Genomic DNA, 18,975 nt, shown 5'->3' on the forward strand with positions numbered 1-18,975 from the left:
AGAATGACCAAAAAGAAGCTTGATGTGAATGAGTTTATGGAGGAACGCGAAAAGAGTAACAGCATGCCCTATGAATTACCTGCCAAACTTAAGCAGAAGTATAATATTACCCAAGCACATAGTCTCCCGGTAGACACGTATATGTTGAAATCCAAATCTCGTTCGGGCGAACGAGTTGTTCTGTATTTGCCTGGTGGAGGATATGTTGAGCAACCACTGACATGGCACTGGCATTTTTTACACAACTTAACGGAGCAACTACATTGCACGGTATATGCGCCAATTTACCCGAAAGCACCGAATTATCAGTACATGGATGCAATTGAGAGTGTTCTTAGGGTATATAAGCATGTATTAAAAATAACTGAACCGGAAAACATCGTCATAATGGGCGATTCTGCTGGTGGTGGTCTTTCCTTGGCTTTTGCGCAATATTTATTAGAACAAGGATTGCCACAGCCCAAGGACATTATTCTGCTGTCTCCATGGCTTGATATTACATTAAGCAACCCTGAAGTAATCGCCATGATGGATAAAGAGCCGATGTTGAACTGGGACATGCTGGTTGAGTCTGGGAAAAGATATGCAGGTGAAACCCCGCACTCACACTACTTGCTCAGCCCGATTCATGGGGAAATTAAAAATTTGGGTAAAATTTCACTGTTTATAGGAACACATGAATTATTCCTTCCGGATGCCCGAAAATTCAAAGAAAAAGCTATCCGGCAATCGGTTGATATCAACTATTTCGAGTATCCCAAAATGAATCATGTCTTCCCCGTTTTTCCTATACCCGAAGCCAAAAAGGCGCTTAAACAGATGGTGGATATTATCCAGAGTCGAGGTAAGTAGGAGCGATCGCGTTAGAAGTGAAGTGTAGATATCAAAAAATCAGCGCAAGAAAAGAGCAAGCTATCTTCTGGATGACCTGCTCTTTTTCTTCATTGTAGGTATCCTCATCAGGACATTGCCTAAGATAACAGGAAGGCAACAAGACGGCCTACTTCTTCAGGTTTACCAAAACGTCTTTTGAACCGTATCATCTACATATTTTTGAACAGCTTGCTTATCTGATACATCAGCAGTACGTAGAAGAACTTCAGTCTCAGGTGCAACTTCCAGAATCAAGTCTATTCGTAAATTTCATTCATTAATATTTTCTTGGCTTTAGCTCCACTATTAGAGTAATCAAACATTGACATACTCCCCCACTCACTGAAATCAGGAGCTATATTGTTATTCTAGAATCTTTTCCATACGATTAGCATGGGATAGATTATGAAAGGTGGTATAGATATGAAAATTCTCATCGTTGGTTATTTTAACGAAACTGCAAAATCAAATATTACAGCGTATTTTCCGCAAGACTGGAACGTTGGCATTGATTGATGGATGAGAATCAATTGGACTATACAGGGAGTGAGTTAAAGGGGAAAACGATTGGGATTATCGGTTTGGGCGCTATTGGGCAAGAAGTGGCTTCGTTTTGCAGGGTTTTTGATATGAATGTGCAGGCTTATGCAAGAAAAGCTGTTGTACAATCTGAGGACGTGGTGAAAATGACGGATTTCGATACACTTATAAGCACATCGGATGGTCGGAAATTTCATAAAATAAGATATGATTTCTTTATAAATAATATAAAACGTGTAGAAAATGTGAAGAGCCTGAAAGTAAATTCAATTAGATATTCACCTAACATTCGCCTGTTCATTTTCTTCAAGTTCCCAGGACTGCACCTACTTTGCAAATTGCAAGAAGAAAGCAGAGTCGCTTAAAGCCTCCCAAATATATGCTACAGCATGTATTTGGGAGGCTTTAATACCTAGCGTGTCAACTCGGTTAATCCTCTTGCACATTCATGTACAGTTTTTCTAATATTACTTTTAACTGTTTTAGTTCCTCCGGCTCTAACCCTCGTGTGACGTAATTATGAGCGTCTTTGACCGTTAACAACAGCTGTTGCTTTACTTCTTCTCCTTTAGGAGACAAATATAAATGATGTGAACGCTTATCTTGATCATTAATCATACGTCGAACCATTTCTTTACGTTCTAACGAATGTATCATCCTCACGACAGTTGTTTGATCCCGATCGATTGCCTCCGCCAGCTCTTTTTGAGTCGTAGCTTTATCAATATCCATATAAAAAATAATACTCCATTGTTCAGGCGTGACCTTATAAGGTTTCAATTGTTTGATAAAATAATTTGTAAGCTTAAGATCAGTACGGTGAATTAAAAAACCAGTCACATCGTATAAGTCCATTGTTGTACCCTCATTCATCATGTTCTTACACCAATTATAGGTGATCTGAACGATTGTTACAAACTACTTTATATCGCCATCATGCTTAAATAAGTCGTTTAAAAGAAATGATACATCGACACCATCAAGCTAAGAACAAACAAAATGAGTGCAGGAATGGCCTTTTGTATGGGGTCTTTGGCTAAAACAATCAAGGTAAACGCCCCAGCAAGCATCGTTCCACCTAGAAGCACACCCGCCAAAAGTGCAAAAATAGGTATCCATATGCCAACGATCATACCAATGGCTCCCACAATCTCAAACGAACCGGTCAGAACATTAAAGTAAGAGGGCAATCCAAATCGTTTGAATTCGTCGGCCATTTTACCCGAAATAATTTTGCTTCCTGTGAATAGGAAAAAGAGACCTAAAAGAATCTGTAAAACGGTAATAAAAATGAACATAGCTATCCTTCTTTCATTAAGTTGTACATATAGGATTAATATATGCTATAGCATGTATTTTGTGTGATATGATTCAATTTGTCAACCTTTAAGAGATATTTAAAGTACACTAACTTTCTTTCAAAGGATACCACCAATCCAAAAATTTACTCGTATTGAATTGATTGTTCATACAATGAAATTAATAATATCTGATGTCGATTAGAAAATTAATCACTTTCAAGTACATGCTATAACATATGCTTGAAAGTGATTTTAACGATCTAACCGCAATTCCTATTGAACAGGGTTACGATACTCCAGAAGGTCCTTCAAATTCGAGATTTTCTGCAGCAGCTTCTCCCCAACATTGGTTTCCTTCACCAGTTTCCGTTCCAGTTCTTTGTCCACCAGTCTTTTCACAGACAATACGTCCGTTCCGTTGCATAACACATCTTCTTTTGATTTAAATTTCTGGTGGGCGACGAGCTGCATGCCAAAAGAATTGTACAGCAAGGTATATCCGGCAATACCTGTGGTGGATTGATAGGCTTTGGAAAAACCGCCGTCAATCACGATCATTTTTCCGTTTGCTTTAACAGGGCTCTCTCCACTTATTTCTTTGACTGGCGTGTGCCCGTTAATGACATGTCCATGATCCGGATTCAAATCAAACTCCTGCAAGATTCTTCGACAGATCTCTTCATTTTCACGTAAATGGTAGTAAGGATTTTTTTTCTCCTTATGTGCTTCTTTTTCTTGAATAAAATAACGTTCAAAAGTGGTCATTTCTCTCTTGCCAAAGAGTGAGGAACATTCCCCTGTCCAGATGTACCATACCATATCCGTCGCCAGATCTTCTGTTTCTTCCGGATGTGCAAAGGCGTAACGTAAATAATCCTCAAAAACATCAAGCAATTGACGGCCCGCATATGTCTTGTCTTCAATCTGCAATTCTTCCATATTTCCTTCTTCATCCAAAGGAATACAGCCGTGGATTAACAAATTCCCATTGTATTTTAAATAAAGGCTACCCTTTTTCATGAGGAAATTCATATGTCTGGCCATCTTTTCGGAATGCTGAACGGAGAACAGCAGTTTTTCCATCACCTGGCGTTCTTCCTCCAGCAATTCTTCAGGCTTCTGCGGATTAACAGTGGTAAAACAGGTGTTTTCCAGCAGGTAGGTTTTACCGCAGATGTTGATTTCATTGTTGTCGTAATCAATCTGCTCCAGCAAAAGTCTTTCAGACATATTAAAGTATGGGCGTCTCTTGATAATCGGGATTTCAAGTTTAAACTGGATCATGGCAATGGCTTGATGAATTTTGGTGATCTGCAGAATTTCCTGCTCCGATACATTATGGCCAGCCTGTAACTTAGGTCTGAAGGACGGATTGTCTTCATAATATTTCTCCGCCAGATTTAGCAGTGGGCGCAGATTGATTCCGTATACATCTTCAATGATGTCCAGATTGTCATATCTGGCGCAGATCCGAATAATATTCGCAAGGCAGACCAGAGAACCTGCGTAGGCTCCGATCCAGAGGACATCATGGTTCCCCCACTGTATGTCTACAGAATGGTAGTTGATCAACGTATCCATAATTTTATCGGGGTACGGCCCCCGGTCATAGATATCTCCAACCACATGAAGATGGTCAACCACCAGGCGTTGTGTCGTATAAGCAAGGCCGATAATGAGATTGTCCGCCTGGCCCAAGGATATAATTTGCCGATATATTTCCTCGTAATAAGGATCCTTATTGTTGGTCGAATCCGTCTTGTATAGAAGCTCTTCTACAATATATACATATTGCTCCGGCAGAGCTTTACGCAATTTTGAGCGTGTATACTTGGAAGAGGCATAAGAAATAAGCTTAAGCATGTGTTCAATTGTTAGTCTATACCACTGGTTCAAAGCCTGTTTATTGCTCAGTTCCCCTATAACCAGCTGTATTTTTTCTTCCGGGTAATAAACCAATGCCGCAAAATCATGGATTTCTTGATCCGTCCAAGTTTCCCGGAATAATTCTTTGATCTTCTCTTTGACGGTACCCGAACCGTTTCTTAGTACATGCTGAAAAGCCTGAAACTCCCCATGCAAATCACTGACAAAATGCTCGGTTCCCTTCGGGAGATTGGAGATCGCTTCAAGGTTGATGATCTCTGTTATGATTTTTTCTTCCGTATCATATTTCTCGGCCAATAAATCTAGAAACTGCTCATCCAAAACAGATGTCCCCCTTCAAGGAAGTATGGTGTTGTGTAGCCGGGTCCAAAAGCTTTAGACCTATATAAAATTACACGCTATACTTGGTATTGATTATATGATAATTATCAGCATCGCCTTCCCCCATCATACTCCAGTTCATCATATATGAACAAATTTCATTGAATGGATTTGAATGAAATTTGTCTGTAGTTATTTTAGGAATAAGAATTGTGTTCAATGGGTACTTGTCCCTCGATATTTTCTTCACTAACTGCTATTTTACACAATGAAAAATAAACGATCTATTCTCAGAATTTGCTTGTTTAAATTCCCAATCACCATATGTTTTGATTTTTGAAAAACCGATTTGTTTCAGCGACTCTTCGAATTCTTCTTGATTTCGAAACCTCAGCTGCATTTTTTCATGAACTAACACTTTGTCTGTTTTGGTATTTTTTACAATTTCATAGAAAGTGTAAATATCTCCCTCAAACCCTTCATATTCTGTGTGAATTTCTAAAGGATCTCCGCTTAGTCTATCTTTAGCGAAGTCAGGAGTTTTGTCCTTCTCCCATTCTTCCCATACTTTTACCAAAGGGTTTCTTGTATCAAAAATAAAGTGCCCCCCCATTTTTAGGGATCGGAATACGTCTGAGATCACTCGCTTCCAACTATCATCTGTAAGAAATACCTGTGCAACATTGGCTGTCATAATCACCGCATCATAGGTATTGGTTTGTAAATCCGCACTATCACCTATAATCCAATTCACATTTCCAGAATTATCTTTACTTCGCGCCATCTCAATCGCTTCTTCATTGGGATCTATAGCGGTAATTTTATAACCGCGCTGAACAAGATGAGTAGTCCATCTTCCTGTTCCACAGCCCAGGTCAGCTATAAATTCTACTTTTTGTCTCTTTAACAATGCAAGGAAAAATTCATCGTCTTTTCCCCAATGGTTAATCTGGTCATATACTAATGGAATCATAAATAATATTTCCCCACTTTCAACAGCGTTTTACTGTGCTCAACAGTTTGATGTCTCGTACATAAGCTATACGGTTTTATTCTCACTCTGTGAACCAAAAACTTCCCTGGTTGCTTCTATAAAAGATAACAGCATTGGTGAAATCCATTTGTCTTTATGCCACAACATCTGTGTATATACCTGCAAGTCCGGAATTTGCCATGGGAGGACAATAAGTTCTCCACGTTCAACTTCAGACTCCACGACGATCTCAGGAAGAAAGGCAATACCGATGCCTGAAATTGCACATTGTTTAATGGCTTCAGCACTTTGAAACTCTAAATATGTAATGCTATCAATCCCCTCTTTCTCAAATGACCGATCAAACATCGTTCGATATGGACAACCCTTCTCATTTGTCAGGAACACTTCTTCATGAAAATCTTCCAATTGCAGCACAGTTCGTTTGGCGAGTGTGTGATCTGGAGCAGCTAACAATCGGAAATGTTCTTCCAGCAAAGGTTCCACGGAAAGTCCACTAGAGCGAATGGGTTCATCCAACATATAAACAATATCCGTGGTTCCCTCAAAGAGCGTTTGCTTGAGCTCTTGATTCGGAACTGAGCGGAAGATTAGACGAACTCCCGGATGCTGGGAACGAAACCGTTGGAAGACAGGTGGAAGCCGATAGGAGCAAATAACCTCATTTGCACTTATCGTTAAGGTACCACTTAGTTTTTCATTATCATGGACTGCACTACGAGCTTCGTCTATTTTTTCAAGAACGCCTTGGGCGTGTGTTAAAAAGCGTTTACCCGCAGTTGTGAGCGCGAGTTGCTTGCCCAACCGATCAAAGAGGCGAACACCTAGCTCATCTTCCAATGCTTTAATTTGCATCGTGACGTTGGAAGGAACGTAGCTCAGCGCTTCTGCTGCTCGTGTGAAATTCAACGTTGTTGCAACCGTACAAAACGTATTCAGTTGACGCAATTCCATCCGATGATCCCCCTTCATCTTTCAATTTTATTGAATACTATCTTGAATTCTATTCACTTTTATTGAGGGTATCACAGCTCTATACTGAGTACAAGAGATCACAGTGAACATGTGGTTTTTCATTTTGAAGGGAGCTATTATACGATGGATTATGAAATTTTTAATTTGGGTGATGTACTCTTACAATCAGGAGTGACGTTACCAAACGCTTTTATTGCTTACAAAACATACGGAAAATTAAATGAACAGAAGGATAATGTTATTGTCTATCCAACAGCTTTTGGGGATCAGCATGTTCAGAATGAATGGCTTATTGGCAGTGGGATGGCACTGGATCCAGAGAAATATTTTATTATCGTTCCCAATTTGCTGGGGAATGGACTCTCTTCCTCTCCCAGTAACACGCCTCTTCCATTCGATCGGGCTAACTTTCCACAGGTAACCATCTATGACAACGTTCGATTCCAGCACCAACTGCTGACCGAAAAATTCGGTATTCAAAAGATTGCTCTCGTCGTCGGGTGGTCGATGGGAGGCATTCAGGCATTTCAATGGGGGGCAAGTTACCCGGAGATGGTCGAACGAATCGCACCTTTCGGAGGCATCGCCAAACCTTGGCCACACACATTTGTGGTCCTGGAAGGCGTGAAAGCTTCCCTGCTATCTGCAGTTGGCTTCGACTCAAGTAAATTAAACCAACTAAGTTCGACAGACATGCGTGCCGTTGGTCGGGTATATGCAGGATGGGGACTATCACATGCGTTTTATAGAGAAGAGCTTTACCGTGAGATGGGACTTGACACATTGGAGGATTTTGTAGCTGGTGTCTGGGAAAATAGCTTTATGAATATGGATCCGCATAATGTTCTGGCCATGTTATGGACAGGTCAACATGCAGATATCAGTGCAAACCCCTCCTATAACGGAGACTTTGATAAAGCACTTCATAGCATAAAAGCTTTTGCCTGTATCATGCCCGGAAGCACGGATCTCTTCTGCACTGCGGCCGATAATGAATACGAAGCTAAGCGTATACCTAATGCTGTCTTGAAACCAATCCAATCGATCTGGGGCCATTTTGCTGGTCGTGGAATCAACAGTGCCGATAATCAATTTATTGATGACAATCTAAAACACTTGTTGTCACTTAGCACTAATGAATAGATCGTCACTTGCATGGGATGTCTGTCAGGCCTAGCAAGATTCGCTGTTCTGCTCTAAGCAGTGCAATTTTCCATTTAGATACCTGTACCTCTGCCAGTCTCATTTCTATGGCTTTCATCTTTAGTTCCACCGGATAACTCACTCTGGTTGATATTACAAATACACCTCCAAGATGATCTCCCTTTCTTACGACAAGGTTTCATTCTCTTGAAGGTGTGTTTGATTAATATATATTCCTAATGATTATAACTACAATTAAGTAAGTACAGTCATCGCCTCTCTTGTAAATGGAACCAGATCACCAGTACGTCCTTCTTGAATTTTCTTAGCCCATTCAGGGTCGACCAGAATAGCACGTCCAACAGCAACCAGATCAAACTCATCATTCTGAAGTCGTTGTACCAATCCCTCGATACCGACGTTACTTGCGCCTTTACCTTCTGTGAACAGACTTGTAAAGTCACCATCAAGACCAATCGATCCAACAGTAATTGTTGGTTTGCCAGTCAGTTTTTTGGTCCATCCAGCAAAATTCAGATCAGACCCTTCAAATTCCGGCTCCCAGAAACGGCGTGTGGAACAGTGGAAGATATCAACTCCAGCTTGAACCAACGGTGCGAGAAGCTGCTCCAGTAATTCCGGTGTTTCAGCCAATTTAGCCTGATAATCATCTGTCTTCCACTGAGATAAACGCAGTACAATAGGGAATTCCGATCCCACTACTTTACGGCAAGCCTCAATCACTTCAACTGCAAAACGTGTGCGAGCCATCATATCTCCACCATAACGATCCGTACGAGAGTTGGTTTTCTCATACAGGAATTGGTCGATCAGATAGCCGTGTGCTCCATGAATTTCAACACCATCGAACCCAACGCGTTTCGCTTCTGAGGCTGCTTGTGCGAATTCCTGAACGATTGTAGCAATCTCAGCTTCCGAATAATCATTAACATGACCCTTGGCTCCCATATGCCAGATCTGTGGAATAATTCGACCGCCAGCTTCATGTACTTCAGATACAACATGTGCCCAACCATTCATTGCAGCTTCGCCATAAAAGTGCGGCACATTGGCTTGATTGGATGCATCCGGATGATTAATTATTGTCCCTTCTGTCACAATAAGCCCCACTGCGTTCTCTGCTCTGCGGCGGTAATAGCCCGCAACATTCGAACCCGGGATACCGTCCGGAGAAAATTGACGCGTCATCGGCGCCATCACGATCCGATTGGATAACTTCAAGTGACCTAACTCTATAGGTTGGAACAATGCTTCTACGGATTGAGAATAATTCATAATAACCTCCACAAATTTTGTTTTATATAAATTGACCTAGGAGATGTTAAACAGCAACCAGCCTGGTTAACAGCTAGACGTTACTTCCAAATGAATCAATACACGCTTTTTATCGAAAAGCCCCACCTCCTTCAAAGTTTCGTGGTGGTTTAATCCGCCTTCAATTATTTTTGACTTTGTAGTCAAGAATTTCACAAAAAAAAGATCAAGACATGATCATGCCAAATGAAATACGCAGAACCGTCTCGATCTGTTCACGGGATGAACCTGATTTCTCCATAACTCTCACACCAAGAATGGTGTTATTTAGGTAAGATGCAAGCTCTATACTCGTATACCGGGTGGAAATTAATTGTTGTTTCTGGCCACTACTTATGATCTTCTCTAATACCAGTTGAACCTCTTCTGCCATGAGCTCAGCTTCGCGTGTGACCTGCTCGTCATCTGTTCCGAATTCGAGTGATGCATTCACAATTAGACACCCTTGGCAGCCAGTTTCATCGTCTAAAAGGGAATATCGTAAGGCATCCAGTTTATCAACGGGAGACGAATCCAGGGCTTCAATCTCTTTCAGTTTCGCTATAACCTGTTCACGGTATAGTGCCAGCGCCTTCAGGAACAACGATCGCTTGTCTTTAAAAACACAGTACAAACTTTGCTTTTTGACTCCTGTAGTACGCGTAAGGTCCTCATAAGAAGTCGCTTTGAAGCCTTGATTCCAGAACACTTCCATAGACTGGTGTAATACACGATCGACATCAAATTCTCTTGGTCTGCTCATGGGATTAATGTATCAGTTATTGACCGTGCAGTCAAGAACTGATCGTTTTACATCCTGTTTGAAAGAGGATAGTCACAATGGATAAACATAAAATTTTATATTTTATATAAATGAACAAAAGCACCGATCCTCCCCAAAGTTTGAAGACTGGTTCTTCATATGTCCGTTTTTAATGGTCCTTACATTAAACTAAACACAAAAGAGAATGGTGCTATATTTAACTTGACTCTATTCATTTCCACAACTCCATTGAATGCGGTCTAACTCTTCCGGTAAGCAACCTTGTGAAAAGCATTGATATAACGAAACAGTGCTTCACCATCGTCAGGCACATGCGTATTTGTATCCAGTGGCAGCATCATTGCCTGATACGGCTCTGGCACCATTCTATATTGATGGACATAGGAGGTTAGGATGAACCCGTTGCGTTGCCAGAACTGAATGCGTTCCTGATGAGCCTCCGTTGTCCCGAACTCCGCCTCGATAATCATACCTTTGATCCGGTGTTCCCTTAACGCCCAGGCTCTGAGTTGCTCTAGCATCCAGGTCCCTATGCCCCACCCACGCAACTTCTGTTCAACCGCAAGGTAATCGATGATCAGGATGCGCTCCGCAACCTTCCCCTCCAGTCCAGTAACAGCCATCGCAACCACTTCTCCATGATGCACGCCCGTGTGTAAATAACCAATCTTCCGGTCCAGCATACTGCGCAGAATCGCTTTTGTCTTAGCGCCGCTTTGAAAAGCCTAATGATAGATTTGCTCCATCCGCGCCCATAATGCTTCATCCCACTCCTCTATAGTCGTAAACTCTAATTCCAGCATCTTATTCGCCTCCAGCTTTAATTCAGATTTATCGTGATTACCCATCTCTTGCCTGACGATAGGCAATCTACTGCCTAGTTCTTTTATAAATGAGTCAAATAAAAAGCAGTGTATACCATTTGTACTCTGACGGGTTCGACCTCTTTATTCTTCGATCGTACTTCCTTTGACGAATTCTGCGAATTCTGAAGACTGTAGCATGACTTTAATCTTAAAAGTTAAACTTATGTTTTTATCATTCGCATACCTGGCGTACATTCACAAAATTCATCTATCCTGCCCGTTAATGTAATGAAGCAGCGGTCTAACACAGGCAGCTTCATTCTTGTCGTTTATTCAATTATAGTTTCTACGTTAACGTAATAAAGCATTAACTTTTAATATCTTCTTTGGCCTTTTGTCTATATCGAATTATGGAAAGAGGTAAATTAACTACTCCAAGAATAAAAGAAGAGCCAATAGATATCCATTGAGATATTGAAGGATAATTCGGTTTTCCGTCTCCTACAGGTCCTATTTTGGGTTGGTGGCTATCCCACAAAACATATAGGAGACCAACAGCAGGTAACAATATGCAAATTACACTTGCAACTATATGTAACACATACTTGTTCAATCCTACCCCTCCGTTTATTGTATTCATGTCTTGAACTCTGTTTATATTATAACGTTATCTAAAACGGGAAGTAGTCAATAAAATTAATTATAATCAACTTATATTCAAGTCGATTACCTACCCTAAGTTAAAATAATAATCATAAGCAAAAAGACATAGTGATGCATCGCATATGCTCTAAAGCTTATAGAGTTTTCGAATACACACTTATGTATCAAAGGGGCGAATGATATGACGATAATGCCTGTTATAGTATTGATCTTTGTATTTGTACCTACCATTGTACTCATGGTAAGCATGCCTTATTTAACAAGAGAGACGATTAGTTTTGGGGTCACCGTCAGCGCTGTACAATTTCATAGCGAACCTCTACGCCAGATGCGGAAGTCATATGCTAAGATTAGTGCTACCTTTCATACCATCCTATTCATTGTTTGTATCATCTGCCTAATATACGGTGATGAACATTCCAAGCAACAAAGTTGGATCATTGTCACTTATTCACTCGCCATGGTCGTAATCTCCCTAGTCATAAACATTAACTATCATTTCAAAATGAAAAGTTTACTACCTATGCTGCCTATTGCTCTTGAACCATCGATCATGGCAGTGGACACTGGTTTTGGGAAAAGAAACATTAGCTTGTCTAGTAAGTGGTTCCTCATCCATGTTTTCATTATTGTTGTTGGTATTGTAACGGTGCTACTTAACTACGACCTAATTCCTGACCAGATTCCGATCCATTACAACAGCAGTTGGAACGTAGACGGGTATGCAGCTAAATCTTATGGTTCTGTATTTATGCCTACGATAATGCAAGTGTTCTTAATACTTGTGTTCATATTTGAGAATTGGAGTATTCGCAGAGTGAAGCAGCAGGTTCAACCCACTGATCCTAACCTTTCCATCAGACAAGACGTAACTTTCTGCCGTACTTGGTCAGGTTTTATGATTACAGCAAGCTTTTTAATAGTTATCCTGTTGTCCGTCGTGCAACTAAATATGATATCTCTGCTTAACATCAATTTCGCTATTCCCATTGTCCTAATCATAATAGCCTTTATCATCCTATACGCCTTAGCCTTATCGTTCTGGGCTGGTCAGGGCGGAAGCCGATTGGAGCAATCGGCAGATCACTCCAATTTCAGACCTGTCCATGATGATGAAAATTGGCTATTAGGTATGATTTATTTCAATCGCAAGGATCCAAATCTAATTGTCGAGAAAAGGTTTGGTGTCGGCTGGGGATTAAATTTCGGTCACCCAGTATGCTGGCTGATTTTTCTCGGAATTATTGTACTGTTAGTTGTGGTGTAACAAGGCTTGGAGGTTAGTACTCGCCTCAATCGGTATATAAATGTATGCGGAAACCGTCGATAAGCTTGACGAGATCGTGTCTACGGCTTCATTCGCTGTGAACTTAATGGTGCAGTTGGACCTACTATCATTGGGTTAATGAGTTATGAATTATAAAACAAAGAAAGCAGCTGATCACTTGGGTCAGCTGCTTTCTTATTGTTATAGAGGTTTTGTATATCGTTAACCGGCATGTATCAAAGAAAGATAATACAAGTGATTATTTAATGCAAAGATTGTTTCGTTTGTTTTCGTTTAGATAGAGAGTTATCAAGCAGCGTTGTTACGATGCCAATCACAAGGGCAAGCGCACCGAGCCATGGAATATAGTTCAACAAGTTGTGGTTGACAGCAATACCCCCGACACCAGCTCCGGCAGCCATTCCAACTTGTCCAATCGCGCTATGCAGACTCAGTACAATGCCAGAAGCGGCAGGAGCGAGACTTATAAGCTGAAATTGGATCGGCGTACCTGAGGACCAGGCTGCTAGTGCCCAGAAAATAAGTAATATATATAGAAGAAATATGGATTGGCCTATAAACGGGAACAACAGTAATACAATGGCATGGAGTATCATTCCACCAGATAGGGTACGGAATGTACCCCATTTATCTGTACTCAGTCCTCCTATTTTGGAACCAATAGCACTGGCAATACCAAATATAAACAGGGCTACCGTTACACCTTGATTACTCATGCTAAATATATCTAGGAAATACGGCGAAATGTACGTAAATAAAATGGAATATGAACCTAACCACACGAACGTAATCAGCAACGCTGCTGCAATACGGGGTTGCATAATGAATGTAAACTGATCACGCAAAGGAACCGCTTTTTCAGCAACGACTTTAGGTATGATCAGCAGCGCTAGGCATAAGAGAATAAGTCCGGCTACTCCAAGACCAATAAAGATGATGTTCCAATCATAATGGGAAGCTACAACCCTGCCTATAGGTACACCGATAACTAATGCCGTACTATTTCCCATGATAACAGTCGCAATTGAACTGCCTTGTTTGCCTGGAGCAGCCAAAGCTGCAGCAAGAGTAAGGAGTGTAACCTGAATAACACCGGCACTAAGGGCTGAAATAATTCTAGCTACGATAAGCATCTCATATCCTGTGATCGTTGCAATTAAAATGTTAACAACAGAGAATACCGTTAATGCATAAACTAAGAGCTTTTTTCGGTCTAATTTAGATGTAAAAGCAATTAAGAAAGGAGTCCCTGCACCAAAAGCTATAGAGAACACAGTAATGAGCTGTCCAGCAGAAGAAACTGAAATGTTGCTAGATTCAGCTACTTTGTCCAGGATTCCGGCAATAACATATTCTGATGATCCATTAAGAAAACTAATTACAGCTAATAAATATATTTTCCACATATTTTTCAACAATTGCACCTTCTTATTTCTATATTTCTAGAAAAATAGATATATTAAATATTCTCAACCAGATACTATTGAATTAGTAGCTAGAGACTTTCCCACAGAAAAACAGCCCCTAAGCGAATGGTTAGATTCATTTGTGTTCCACCTTTCAGTGTTAAATCCATAAGAGATTCTCATTTGCATAACTTATGTTACTTTTATTATTCAAATAAATATATACCTTTCAGCCTTTTAGTTTGAATTAACATGAGATCACATTTGTTACTCAAATGTTACGCAGTGTTTTGTATCAGCTTAATATTATGTAGAAGGAGTTTTTTGGGTTTTGCTATGCAACATCAAGACAAAAACGACAGTGTTCCAAAGATGCTTTGGAACACTGTCGCTATGGGTATAACCAGATTAAACTTTGACTGTATACATCCATTCTTTTTCAAGAATATTGGTACGACCAGCTGATTCCACATCGGTATATTGATGCATATTCGTAATAATGACCGGCGTTATCATGTTGTAACCCGCTTTTTCAATCTCTTCACGGTCAAATTCCATCAATAGGTCGCCTACGGATACTTTTGCTCCAGCCTGTACCTTTGGCGAGAAAAATTGGCCTTTCAACTTTACCGTATCAATCCCAATGTGAATGAGCATCTCTGCGCCAAGATCACTTACGAGACCAATAGCGTGACCACTCTTAGAAACAGAGAATACTGTGCCGTTAACTGGGGAAACTGCACGTCCTTCTGCAGGTTGAATGGCAAATCCTTTACCCATCATTTCTTCTGAAAAAGCAGGGTCTGGAACCAGGCTAAGTGGCTTAACTTCCCCACTGATAGGGCTGAATATTTGTTCATCCTGTAATTTAGTGTCTTCAGTTACTACAGATATAGTTGCAGACGTTGCTGATGGTGCAGGTACCTCTTCCTGGAAGCCCAGAATATAAGTAATGATGCTAGCGACAACGAATGCAATCAAAGCAGCAATTAGTGCATAGAGCAGGTTGCTAATGTCTGGACCGACATATGAGGCAGCTCCCGGAAGACCTACAGTGCTAATGAAATAGGCTTTAACCGAAAAGGCTCCCAGAAACGCTCCAGCGACTGCGCCCCCAATGAGCGCTGCAATAAATGGTTTTTTGAATTTCATGTTAATTCCGTACATGGCTGGCTCCGTAATTCCCATAAGAGCGGTCAGTCCTGTAGAATATGAAAGTGATTTGGTTTGGGTATTTTTAGACTTGAAGCCCACACCAAATGCGGCACCACCCTGGGCCATATTAGCTGCGAACATTAATGGAACGATAAAATCGTAACCAAGTGTTGCAATCGAACCAACTGCAAGCGGCAACAGTGCGTAATGCATGCCAGTAATAATCAGTACAGACATCGTGCCACCAATTAAAATACTTGCAAAAATGGATGCGTTATCAAATAACCATCTGATACCCCCAGATAAACCGTTTCCAATAATGCCACCCAGTGGCCCGATCGCGATCAAGGTTAGCGGTACCATAATAAGTAACGTTACAGTGGGTACAACAATCATTTTGAGTGAAGCATGCGTAACATGGTCTATAGCTCTCTCCACGTAAGCAGAGATCCAGATTGCAATGACGATGGGAATAACCGATGATGCATAGGATGTAGCAATAACTGTAATGCCTGCAAACGATGTATTACCCTCTTGAAACAAGGCTGTAATGGTTGGGTGCATAAGACCAGCCGCTAATGCAGCTCCCACATAAACATTGCTACCCATTTTCTTCGCAGCACTAACGGCCAGAAGAATAGGCAGGAAGTAGAATGCACCATCACCAACGGCGGATAAAATGATATAGGTTGAGCTTGTATTCGTCATCCAACCAAGAGCCACCAGAATGGACACGATCCCTTTGATCATACCTGCGCCAGCAATTGCTGGCAGAATTGGCGTGAACATGCCCGAGATGAAGTCAAATAATGCGCTGATCGGATTCCTTTGTTTCTTTCCACCTTTTGGAGCACTCTCTGCGTTAGGCTTCATGCTCATATTGGTCACTAGTGCTCTGTACACTTCGGAAACTTCATTGCCAATAATCACCTGAAACTGTCCACCGTTTTCCATTACACCCATAACGTCAGGTGTGTTTTTTAACGTTGTTCTGTCTGCTTGATTGTTATCGTTTAGATTGAATCTGAGTCGAGTCATGCAGTGTGTAACTTGATCGATATTCTCTTCCCCACCAACCAGTTTGAGAATATCTTTGGACAATTGTTGTTTATCCATGTTGTAAGGCTCCTTCGACGTATAATAAGGTATTCTCTGACCATGGACGCGTCTAGCCAGTTATAATGGAAGTGCGAAACATATGTTATAACGTCATGTTACTCAGAACAGAAAAGAAAATATATATGATTTAAGTGTTTAGTTTCCTTTGACACGAGATGATTTTTGTTACAAAAATGTAACACGTTGTTTTTTTAAAAAAGGTAATGTATACTGCCTAAGCAGGTTACCTATTATTTTTATTATGGTCTAAGGGAGTGCATATCCATGTTCACCAGTGAGCAAATCTCATCCTATAACGAATTGGAACTATCTTTATATAACTATATTTCTCAGAACATGGAAAAAGTGGCGTACATGCGTATCAGAGAACTGGCCGATGAAACTCATGTATCTACAGCCAGCATTCTGCGATTTTGCAGAAAGAATCAATGTGAGGGATTTTCCGAATTTAAAGTAAAACTTAAGATGCTCGTTTCCCAACAAGATAAACTAACGAAGCAGGAGTTGAAAAGTCCACATCATGCAGTGTATGAGTTTTTTGAACGTTCTCAAGCTCCTGAATTGGAGGAGAAAATTCGGACGGCAGCAAAGTTAATTGCTAATGCCAGTAGCGTTATTTTTATTGGTATCGGGAGCTCCGGAATAATAGGAGAGTATGGAGCCCGATTTTTCTCAAATCTAGGGATCTGTTCCGTGTACATAAAAGATCCTCATTACCCCATCCATACCAGAATTCAAAAAGACAGTGTTACGATTGCATTATCTACGCGAGGTGAAAACCCGTTTGTGCTACCTTATCTCCAACGGATCAAGCAGGAGAAAAATAAAATTGTGGCGATAACGAACGATCGCCAATCCACCATGGCTAAAATATCAGATGTAAGTATCCCTTATTATGTAAAAGAAGAGTATTACGAATCCACGAACATCACCACTCAGGTTCCTGTTACTTTCCTGTTGGAATGGCTGGGACGAGAGGTTTTCAAAGAAATGGTAAATACAGAATTGGAGCTATGAGAAAGAACTCGATCTCTCTATAAATAAAGACCAGAAAGAGAGCCTTTTGGGCTCTCTTTTAAGTCACTATGGCTCTCGATCGGATGAGTACGTTAGACGCTTTCCATTACTTTTTTCCTTCGTGTTGCTGCAATTTGCGTCATAATCATTAGAATGATGATTACAATCATTCCAATCATAGCAGGTGTGAAACTATTGGAAGCATCATGAATCCAGCCTAGCAATATTGGACCCAGCGCTCCAATAACATACCCGGCAGATTGCTGCATCGCTGACCAGGAAGTTGCATCGTTCACATTGGTTGTAGAATCAATCGGTAACATCAGGTTTAAGGTGAACAAGCCCCCTGCTCCAACTCCAAAGAGTACAACGGAAACCATCGGTATGAAATTCATCATCAATAAAATCAACCCAACAATCATGAACAGAGATTCACCAACCATCCATACTCTTCTTGAAGGAAAGTTCTTCAATAATACAGGAAGGACAAAGCTAATCGGGATTTGGATGACAACAAATATGGTCAGACAAAGCGTTGCATAGGATTTGCTATACCCCATTTCCTGAATCATTAACGGGAGCCACGCTGTAAAAGAATAAAACAACATAGCCATTAATCCAAATGAAAGCGTAAGCGTCCATGCGCTTCTATTTCCCCAGGGAAGTTTAATTATCGGACGTTCTTTTATTTCACTCACATTAGCATTAGCAGATTCAGATCGAGGCTTCACCATGATCCACCAAATGATCGCTGCTACAAAGGCAATGACTGCCCACCCTCCTACTGCTATCTGCCAAGAGTTGAAGTATGTCTTTAAGGGAATCGATACCATTGAACTGACCGCAGCCCCTACAGTGATTGCAATACTATAGAGTGCAATCATAGATGGAACATGATCGGGAAAATACTTTTTAATAAAACCTGAAGTTAACGGGCCGATCGAAGCGATCCCGATACCTACGATCAATGCTGATAAAAGTAAAACGGACGTAGACTGTGTAAATAGACGAGTAGCTATTCCGATTCCGACCACAATCAGGGAATATCCAATGATTCGTTCTATTCCCCATCTCCCACTTGCTTTGACGGCAAAAGGTGAAAATACGCCCATACATAGTACAGGTATTGAAGTTAGCAAACTGGCTAGTGCAGCGCTCATCCCCAGATCCTCCCGAATCGTATCTAGCAGCGGAGATATGGAATTAATAGCCGGGCGCAAATTCAATGTAGCAACAAATAAAGCAATAATTAAAAACATTTTTTTTCTCATCTTCTACTCCCTAATCGTTCGATATCAATTATTAGACTAAGAAAGAGCCGCTGACTGGCGGCCCTTTCTTAGTTTTATTCTGTAGGCCTGTAAGCTGATCTGTAATCAACAATGTTCC

Annotated in this window: 18 protein-coding genes; 5 read left to right on the top strand and 13 right to left on the bottom strand. The window is 40.8% G+C overall.

Translation table 11 applies throughout. The features are described from left to right. Window positions 1-3 precede the first annotated feature (3 nt). Together IFU39_RS04325 and IFU39_RS04330 are read left to right on the top strand one after the other, a co-directional pair. On the top strand, window positions 4-852 hold the full coding sequence (locus tag IFU39_RS04325) for an alpha/beta hydrolase (RefSeq protein WP_244660861.1): 849 nt from the start codon (window positions 4-6) through the stop codon (window positions 850-852). A gap of 536 nt (window positions 853-1,388) precedes the next feature. Beyond that, window positions 1,389-1,778 carry an NAD(P)-dependent oxidoreductase gene (locus IFU39_RS04330; protein WP_244660862.1) on the top strand — a complete coding sequence of 130 codons (390 nt, stop codon included), beginning with the start codon at window positions 1,389-1,391 and terminating at the stop codon, window positions 1,776-1,778. 64 nt (window positions 1,779-1,842) lie between these two features. On the opposite strand, the gene IFU39_RS04335 is transcribed toward IFU39_RS04330, so the two are convergent. From IFU39_RS04335 to IFU39_RS04355, 5 genes are all read right to left on the bottom strand, one after another. Continuing rightward, window positions 1,843-2,268 (bottom strand): MarR family winged helix-turn-helix transcriptional regulator, encoded by a 426-nt coding sequence (locus tag IFU39_RS04335; protein ID WP_091020165.1) that lies wholly within the window; start codon window positions 2,266-2,268, stop codon window positions 1,843-1,845. Window positions 2,269-2,366: 98 nt separating this feature from the next. Further along, window positions 2,367-2,717, bottom strand: coding sequence for a DoxX family protein (locus IFU39_RS04340; protein WP_223199995.1), 351 nt, complete (start codon window positions 2,715-2,717; stop codon window positions 2,367-2,369). A gap of 270 nt (window positions 2,718-2,987) precedes the next feature. Next, entirely contained in the window at window positions 2,988-4,922 is a 1,935-nt protein-coding gene (locus IFU39_RS04345) for a fructose-1,6-bisphosphatase (protein ID WP_192131410.1), read from the bottom strand. A 256-nt stretch (window positions 4,923-5,178) separates the two neighbouring features. Further along, window positions 5,179-5,895 carry a class I SAM-dependent methyltransferase gene (locus tag IFU39_RS04350; RefSeq protein ID WP_105598894.1) on the bottom strand — a complete coding sequence of 239 codons (717 nt, stop codon included), beginning with the start codon at window positions 5,893-5,895 and terminating at the stop codon, window positions 5,179-5,181. Between the two features lie 66 nt (window positions 5,896-5,961). After that, window positions 5,962-6,870 (bottom strand): LysR family transcriptional regulator, encoded by a 909-nt coding sequence (locus tag IFU39_RS04355; protein ID WP_192131412.1) that lies wholly within the window; start codon window positions 6,868-6,870, stop codon window positions 5,962-5,964. Window positions 6,871-7,014: 144 nt separating this feature from the next. On the opposite strand from IFU39_RS04355, the gene IFU39_RS04360 reads away from it, so the two are divergent. Next, a complete protein-coding gene (locus IFU39_RS04360; RefSeq protein ID WP_192131414.1) occupies window positions 7,015-8,034 on the top strand; it encodes an alpha/beta fold hydrolase in 1,020 nt (339 codons plus the stop codon). Between the two features lie 255 nt (window positions 8,035-8,289). On the opposite strand, the gene IFU39_RS04365 is transcribed toward IFU39_RS04360, so the two are convergent. From IFU39_RS04365 to IFU39_RS04380, 5 genes are all read right to left on the bottom strand, one after another. Further along, window positions 8,290-9,330, bottom strand: coding sequence for an NADH:flavin oxidoreductase (locus tag IFU39_RS04365; protein ID WP_179198704.1), 1,041 nt, complete (start codon window positions 9,328-9,330; stop codon window positions 8,290-8,292). Window positions 9,331-9,535: 205 nt separating this feature from the next. Beyond that, window positions 9,536-10,111 (bottom strand): TetR/AcrR family transcriptional regulator, encoded by a 576-nt coding sequence (locus IFU39_RS04370; RefSeq protein ID WP_192131416.1) that lies wholly within the window; start codon window positions 10,109-10,111, stop codon window positions 9,536-9,538. 260 nt (window positions 10,112-10,371) lie between these two features. Further along, window positions 10,372-10,815, bottom strand: coding sequence for a GNAT family N-acetyltransferase (locus IFU39_RS04375; protein ID WP_244660863.1), 444 nt, complete (start codon window positions 10,813-10,815; stop codon window positions 10,372-10,374). A gap of 42 nt (window positions 10,816-10,857) precedes the next feature. Further along, window positions 10,858-10,980: a hypothetical protein gene (locus IFU39_RS33185; RefSeq protein ID WP_274599249.1), complete on the bottom strand. Its 123-nt coding sequence runs from the start codon at window positions 10,978-10,980 to the stop codon at window positions 10,858-10,860. Window positions 10,981-11,305: 325 nt separating this feature from the next. Beyond that, the gene (locus IFU39_RS04380) at window positions 11,306-11,551 is read right to left on the bottom strand and encodes a hypothetical protein (protein WP_091021024.1); all 246 of its coding nucleotides are present in this window, start codon (window positions 11,549-11,551) and stop codon (window positions 11,306-11,308) included. 231 nt (window positions 11,552-11,782) lie between these two features. Between IFU39_RS04380 and IFU39_RS04385 the strand changes: the two genes are divergently transcribed. Then, on the top strand, window positions 11,783-12,868 hold the full coding sequence (locus IFU39_RS04385; protein ID WP_192131418.1) for a DUF1648 domain-containing protein: 1,086 nt from the start codon (window positions 11,783-11,785) through the stop codon (window positions 12,866-12,868). 263 nt (window positions 12,869-13,131) lie between these two features. Here IFU39_RS04385 and IFU39_RS04390 read toward each other — a convergent pair whose 3' ends face one another. Then, window positions 13,132-14,295, bottom strand: a complete 1,164-nt coding sequence (locus tag IFU39_RS04390) for an MFS transporter (RefSeq protein ID WP_244660906.1) — start codon at window positions 14,293-14,295, stop codon at window positions 13,132-13,134. A 408-nt stretch (window positions 14,296-14,703) separates the two neighbouring features. Then, on the bottom strand, window positions 14,704-16,566 hold the full coding sequence (locus tag IFU39_RS04395) for a beta-glucoside-specific PTS transporter subunit IIABC (protein WP_192131422.1): 1,863 nt from the start codon (window positions 16,564-16,566) through the stop codon (window positions 14,704-14,706). Between the two features lie 267 nt (window positions 16,567-16,833). Here IFU39_RS04395 and IFU39_RS04400 point away from each other — a divergent pair, with 267 nt between their 5' ends. Next, on the top strand, window positions 16,834-17,586 hold the full coding sequence (locus IFU39_RS04400) for a MurR/RpiR family transcriptional regulator (protein ID WP_192131424.1): 753 nt from the start codon (window positions 16,834-16,836) through the stop codon (window positions 17,584-17,586). A 92-nt stretch (window positions 17,587-17,678) separates the two neighbouring features. Here IFU39_RS04400 and IFU39_RS04405 read toward each other — a convergent pair whose 3' ends face one another. Continuing rightward, the gene (locus tag IFU39_RS04405) at window positions 17,679-18,857 is read right to left on the bottom strand and encodes an MFS transporter (RefSeq protein WP_192131426.1); all 1,179 of its coding nucleotides are present in this window, start codon (window positions 18,855-18,857) and stop codon (window positions 17,679-17,681) included. Window positions 18,858-18,975 lie beyond the last annotated feature (118 nt).

Origin of the sequence: Paenibacillus sp. CFBP 13594, assembly GCF_014842675.1 — a bacterium.
Classification (GTDB): domain Bacteria; phylum Bacillota; class Bacilli; order Paenibacillales; family Paenibacillaceae; genus Paenibacillus; species Paenibacillus amylolyticus_B.

Bases quoted from the DNA above. Each gene is read 5' to 3' on its own strand.
- IFU39_RS04330 (WP_244660862.1), top strand. From the start codon at position 1,389: ATGGATGAGAATCAATTGGACTATACAGGGAGTGAGTTAAAGGGGAAA.
- IFU39_RS04325 (WP_244660861.1), top strand. From the start codon at position 4: ATGACCAAAAAGAAGCTTGATGTGAATGAGTTTATGGAGGAACGCGAA.
- IFU39_RS04335 (WP_091020165.1), bottom strand. From the start codon at position 2,268: ATGGACTTATACGATGTGACTGGTTTTTTAATTCACCGTACTGATCTT.
- IFU39_RS33185 (WP_274599249.1), bottom strand. From the start codon at position 10,980: ATGGGTAATCACGATAAATCTGAATTAAAGCTGGAGGCGAATAAGATG.
- IFU39_RS04360 (WP_192131414.1), top strand. From the start codon at position 7,015: ATGGATTATGAAATTTTTAATTTGGGTGATGTACTCTTACAATCAGGA.
- IFU39_RS04350 (WP_105598894.1), bottom strand. From the start codon at position 5,895: ATGATTCCATTAGTATATGACCAGATTAACCATTGGGGAAAAGACGAT.
- IFU39_RS04375 (WP_244660863.1), bottom strand. From the start codon at position 10,815: ATGCTGGACCGGAAGATTGGTTATTTACACACGGGCGTGCATCATGGA.
- IFU39_RS04370 (WP_192131416.1), bottom strand. From the start codon at position 10,111: ATGAGCAGACCAAGAGAATTTGATGTCGATCGTGTATTACACCAGTCT.
- IFU39_RS04365 (WP_179198704.1), bottom strand. From the start codon at position 9,330: ATGAATTATTCTCAATCCGTAGAAGCATTGTTCCAACCTATAGAGTTA.
- IFU39_RS04405 (WP_192131426.1), bottom strand. From the start codon at position 18,857: ATGAGAAAAAAAATGTTTTTAATTATTGCTTTATTTGTTGCTACATTG.
- IFU39_RS04355 (WP_192131412.1), bottom strand. From the start codon at position 6,870: ATGGAATTGCGTCAACTGAATACGTTTTGTACGGTTGCAACAACGTTG.
- IFU39_RS04390 (WP_244660906.1), bottom strand. From the start codon at position 14,295: ATGTGGAAAATATATTTATTAGCTGTAATTAGTTTTCTTAATGGATCA.
- IFU39_RS04395 (WP_192131422.1), bottom strand. From the start codon at position 16,566: ATGGATAAACAACAATTGTCCAAAGATATTCTCAAACTGGTTGGTGGG.
- IFU39_RS04400 (WP_192131424.1), top strand. From the start codon at position 16,834: ATGTTCACCAGTGAGCAAATCTCATCCTATAACGAATTGGAACTATCT.
- IFU39_RS04385 (WP_192131418.1), top strand. From the start codon at position 11,783: ATGACGATAATGCCTGTTATAGTATTGATCTTTGTATTTGTACCTACC.